2 protein-coding genes are annotated in these 4,686 nt (G+C 63.9%); one reads left to right on the top strand and one right to left on the bottom strand.

Going from position 1 to position 4,686, the window contains the following annotated elements; genetic code table 11:
• Window positions 1-200: 200 nt before the first annotated feature.
• Window positions 201-1,280, top strand: coding sequence for a zinc ribbon domain-containing protein (locus U9R81_RS06500; protein WP_322494696.1), 1,080 nt, complete (start codon window positions 201-203; stop codon window positions 1,278-1,280).
• A 6-nt stretch (window positions 1,281-1,286) separates the two neighbouring features.
• Here the strand turns inward: U9R81_RS06500 and mfd are convergent.
• Window positions 1,287-4,686: transcription-repair coupling factor (gene mfd / locus U9R81_RS06495; RefSeq protein ID WP_322494695.1), on the bottom strand; the 3,400-nt coding region annotated here is incomplete at its 5' end.

Here is a 4,686-nt window from a genome sequence, read left to right as displayed (position 1 = left end):
CCCTCCCCCGCTGGGGGAGGGAGACATACCTCTCCCCTCAGCGGGAATAGGCAGGGAGGGTCATGTTATAGGCCAAATGAGTTGCTACGTCCGCTGCACCCTCCGCGGTCATCTCATCTCAATCAAGGATGGGCGCAGGCGAACCAGCCGGACGTTGCGCCATTGCACCACCAAGCCATGCATTGTCTCAGGAGGCCGCTATGGATACCGCCCACCGTACTCTTCGGTTTTGCCCGCAATGCGGCGCGCTGCTGCCGCCGGGTGATCCGCGTTTTTGCATCGAGTGCGGGCATGCGCTCAGCGCAACGCCGGCGATACCGCCGCCGCCGCCATCAAGTGCGGGACGCATGACGGTGCGCTTGCCCAATGCGCGCGTCGAGCAGAGCGTGATCGGCGGCACGGTCAAGCTGCCCTCTTCCGGCGCGATTCCGCCGGGGATGTGGGTGCTCGATGATCCGCCGTCAGCGCAAGCGGTGGTTGCGATCTATGCGCCCTTGCGCGCCGTCGTCGGCGGTTGGAGCGGGTTGAACGGCCAAGGTTGGCGGCGCGCGGAACGGCAGGCGCGGGCGGGGTCGCGGATGGCGTTTACCTTTGTGGCCGAACGGATCTGGTTTCCGGCGCCGGGGTGCGGCGGCGGGTTGCAATTACACGTGACGATTACCGCTACCGCCGAAGCGGAAGAGGGCCGCGAACGGCTTGGCTTTCGCTACTGCGAAGGCAGCAATCCGCCGATGGAGATCACGCATACCGAGTGGCGCGCCAGCGATGGTAAGACGGCGGTCGAGCACCCAATTCCGGCGATCCAGATTATGGCGCCACCCCGCATTCCGCGCGTCTCTGATCTGCGCGAGACGATCCGGCGGTTGAGCCGGGGGGAAGCCGACAGCTGGGTTGACGGCAGCGCTACGCGCGGCACTTACCAACTACTCGGCGGTGACGTGCAGCAGCGCACTCCCGCCGGACGCGGGTTGCTGTTGGTTGAGGTCGCTGAGCCTGAACGGCGGAATTGGTTGCAGCGCTTTTTCGTGTTGACACCCGGCCACTACCGCGCGCGGATTGAACGCCCGTTTACAGCCGATCTTGGCCAGTGGAAGCACCAAGTGAAGGAGATTCAACGCGAAGCGGCGAGCCTCGGTCTCGATATCGAGACGGATGCTGCCGTGGAGTGGTGGCTTGACCGCTACGGCTACGATGGCGTGATCTTCACCGGCGCGCGGCAGAAGTATCAGTGCGAACAGGTGATTGTCGCCTTCCGTCGCGGGCAATTGGTGCGGGTGTAACGCCCCTCACACCATCGCTTCCACCACCGCCAGCAATCGTTCTGGCCACTGCGCCCCCGCCAACCGCCGGTCGAGCCGGATTGATTGCTGGCCAAAGGCCAGCGCCTTATCACGCGGGAAACGGCGGCGCAGCCGTTCGCGCAGCGCCGGCGAGAGCAGCGTGGCCAGCCGGATCAGAAAAACATCGCCTTCGGTTGTAATCGAGACCACCCCCGCTTGTAGCGCCAACAACCGGATCTGCAACCAGAAGATCAGGTGCTGCACCGGTTCGGGCAACGGCCCGCCAAAGCGGTCGATCAGCTCTTGGCGCAAACCGCGCACCTCCTCGATGGTGGCGGCATCGATCATCCGCTGGTACACCGCCAGCCGCACGCGCTCGTCGGCGATGTAGGCAGGCGGGATGTAGGCGGTCAGCGGGAGATCGATCGTCACCAGCGGCGCCACCAGCACTTTTTCCGAGACGGTGGGCGCGCGCAGACTCTCGGCCATCTCAACCGCAGTGACAGTTGTGGTCTGATCGGCAGCGGCGGCGTCCACCTCGCGCTTGAGTTTGCGCACCGCCTGTTCCAGCAAGCGCGAGTAGAGGTCGAATCCGACGGCGGCAATGTGACCCGACTGCTCGGCCCCTAACAGATTACCCGCACCGCGGATCTCAAGATCGCGCATCGCAATGCGAAAACCGCCTCCTAATTCGGTCGCTTCTTGGATCACTTCCAGCCGCTGGCGCGCGTCAGAGGTCATAAACCGGGCCGGCTGGTAGAGCAGGTAGGCGTAGGCCCGCGTCGCGCCGCGCCCCACTCTGCCGCGCAACTGGTAGAGCTGGGCCAAACCGTAGTTGGTCGCATCGTCGATGATGATGGTATTGGCGTTGGACACATCGAGGCCGCTCTCAATAATCGTTGTGCAGACCAGCACGTCATAGCGCCCCTCGAAAAAGTCCATCATCACCCGTTCCAACTCGCGTTCAGGCAATTGGCCATGGCCGACAGCAATGCGCGCTTCCGGCACCAGCCGGCGCAACCGCTCGGCGACGTGGTAGATGCTCTGCACCCGGTTATGGACAAAGTAGACCTGCCCTTCACGTTCGAGTTCGCGCCGGATGACCTCTTGCACCAGATGATCGTCTACAGGCACAACATAGGTCTTGATTGGGATGCGATCTTCGGGCGGCGTATCGATCACGCTCAGGTCACGAATCCCAGCCAGCGCCATGTGCAGCGTGCGCGGGATCGGAGTCGCGGTCAGGGTCAGCACATCAACTTCGGCGCGCAGCACTTTGAGCCGCTCTTTGTGGCGCACGCCGAACCGCTGCTCTTCATCGACGATCACCAACCCCAGATCGCGGAACACCACGTCATTCGAGAGCAAGCGGTGGGTGCCGATGATAATGTCGATCTTGCCCCGCGCCAGATCGCGCACGATGGCATCTTGTTCTTTGGGCGAGCGAAACCGCGAGAGCATTTCCACCGTCACCGGGAAGGCAGCCATGCGTTTGCGGAAGGTATCGAAATGCTGCTGAGCCAGCACCGTGGTCGGCACCAAGATCGCCACTTGCTTGCCGTCTTGCACCGCCTTAAACGCCGCCCGCAATGCCACCTCAGTCTTGCCGAAGCCGACATCGCCGCAGACCAGCCGATCCATCGGCGTTGGCTTTTCCATGTCGGTCTTGACCTCGACAATCGCGCGCAATTGGTCATCCGTTTCGAGATAGGGAAAACTGGCTTCCAACTCGCGCTGCCACTCATTATCGGGCGAGAAGGCATAGCCGGGCTTGAGCTGGCGCTGGGCATAGAGGCGGAGCAACTCTTCAGCCAGCTCTTGCACGGCAGCGCGCACCTTGCGCTTGGTGCGCTCCCAGTCTTTGGTACCGAGCCGGGTGAGGGTGGGAGGGCCATCGCCAGCGCCGATGTAGCGGGTCACACGGTCGATCTGGTCAACCGGCACATAAATCTTATCTTCGCCAGCGTAGCGCAACACCAGATACTCGCGCTCGACCTCGCCGACAGTACGCCGGATCATGCCATCAAACACGGCAATCCCGTGCTCGATATGCACCACGTAATCGCCGGGCTTGAGCGAGCGCAAAAAGGCGTTGCGGTCAGCCAGATTCGCCTTGCGTCGCCGTTCGCTCAGCGGGCGGCGCTGGCGAATGCCGAAGATCTCGCTGTCGGTGAGCAAGATCAAGCGCAGATCGGGCAAGGTAAACCCGGCCTCTAGACCGCCATGGATGGGCACAAAACGACCGGGTGTCGTCTCGCCGGCGACCTGCTCGCCGACCAACTCTTGCAGGCGGGCAGCTTGAGCGGTCACCGCTACGACCAGCTCACCGGCGCGCACCTGCTCGACAATGGTCTCAATCAAGCGGCGGAGCTGGCCGCCGTAGAGCGGCGGCACGCCGAACAGCGGCGGCGCGAGCGCCCCGGCATGCTCATTGTGGCTCAGATCGGCGACGATCAGCGTCGCGGTAGCGGCCAGTTCCAATTCCTCCCAGCGCAGATAGGGGCGAGGAAAAGTGGACGGCAACTCACCCAGCGCCACCAATTGATCGCGGTACTCAGCGGCTTGGGTATCGATCTCGCTGGCGTGCTGGGCGAGCAGATGGGATTCGGCCAATAGCACCACACTACCCGCCGGCAGATAATCGAGCAGGGTGGCGGGTTGATCAACGAAAAACGGGGCGTAGAACGCGCGGCCTTCAAACCGCTGGCCCTCGGCCAACTGGGAGCGGGCGGCGGCCCACTCCTCGTGCACCTCGCGGCGCAACCCGCTCAGATCGAGCGCATCGATCCGGCGCAACGCTTCGGCAACCCGCCACAGCGGAATCTCGTGGGGCGGGCCAATCTCAGCCTGTTCCAACCGCTGCTCGCTGCGCTGGGTGGCTGGGTCGAACCGGCGCAAGCTATCAATCTCATCATCAAACCACTCAATACGCAACGGCCACTCATCACCCGGCGGCCAGACATCGAGAATCGCGCCGCGCCGGCTCACCTCGCCGGGAGCTTCGACCATAGCTGCGCGCTGATAGCCATTGGCGAACAACGTCTGCACCACCTGCTCAACCGGCAGCCGCATCTCGCGCCGCAACCGGATCGTGGCCGTATCAAGCTCGGCGGGCGGCAACGTTGGCTGCATCAGCGCCTTCACCGAGGTGACAATCACACCGCTCACCGCACCGGCGCGCAAACTGCGCAACACCGCCAACCGGCGTCCGATCACCTCAACACCGGGAGACATCTGCTCGTAGGGCAACGCATCTGCAGCGGGGAAAAGCCACACCTGATCGGGGGCCAACCACTGGCGCAGATCGTCGGCGGCGCGCTGGGCGCTCTCGGCGCTGAGAGTCACGTAGAGCACCGGCTTGGCCTGCCGGCGGGCCAACGCCGCCACCAAAGCCGGACGGGCCGCC

Source organism: Chloroflexus sp., assembly GCF_034435895.1.
Lineage (GTDB): Bacteria > Chloroflexota > Chloroflexia > Chloroflexales > Chloroflexaceae > Chloroflexus.
The sequence above is the reverse complement of the archived record's forward strand: the minus strand, read 5'-3'. Positions and strand labels throughout refer to the sequence as shown.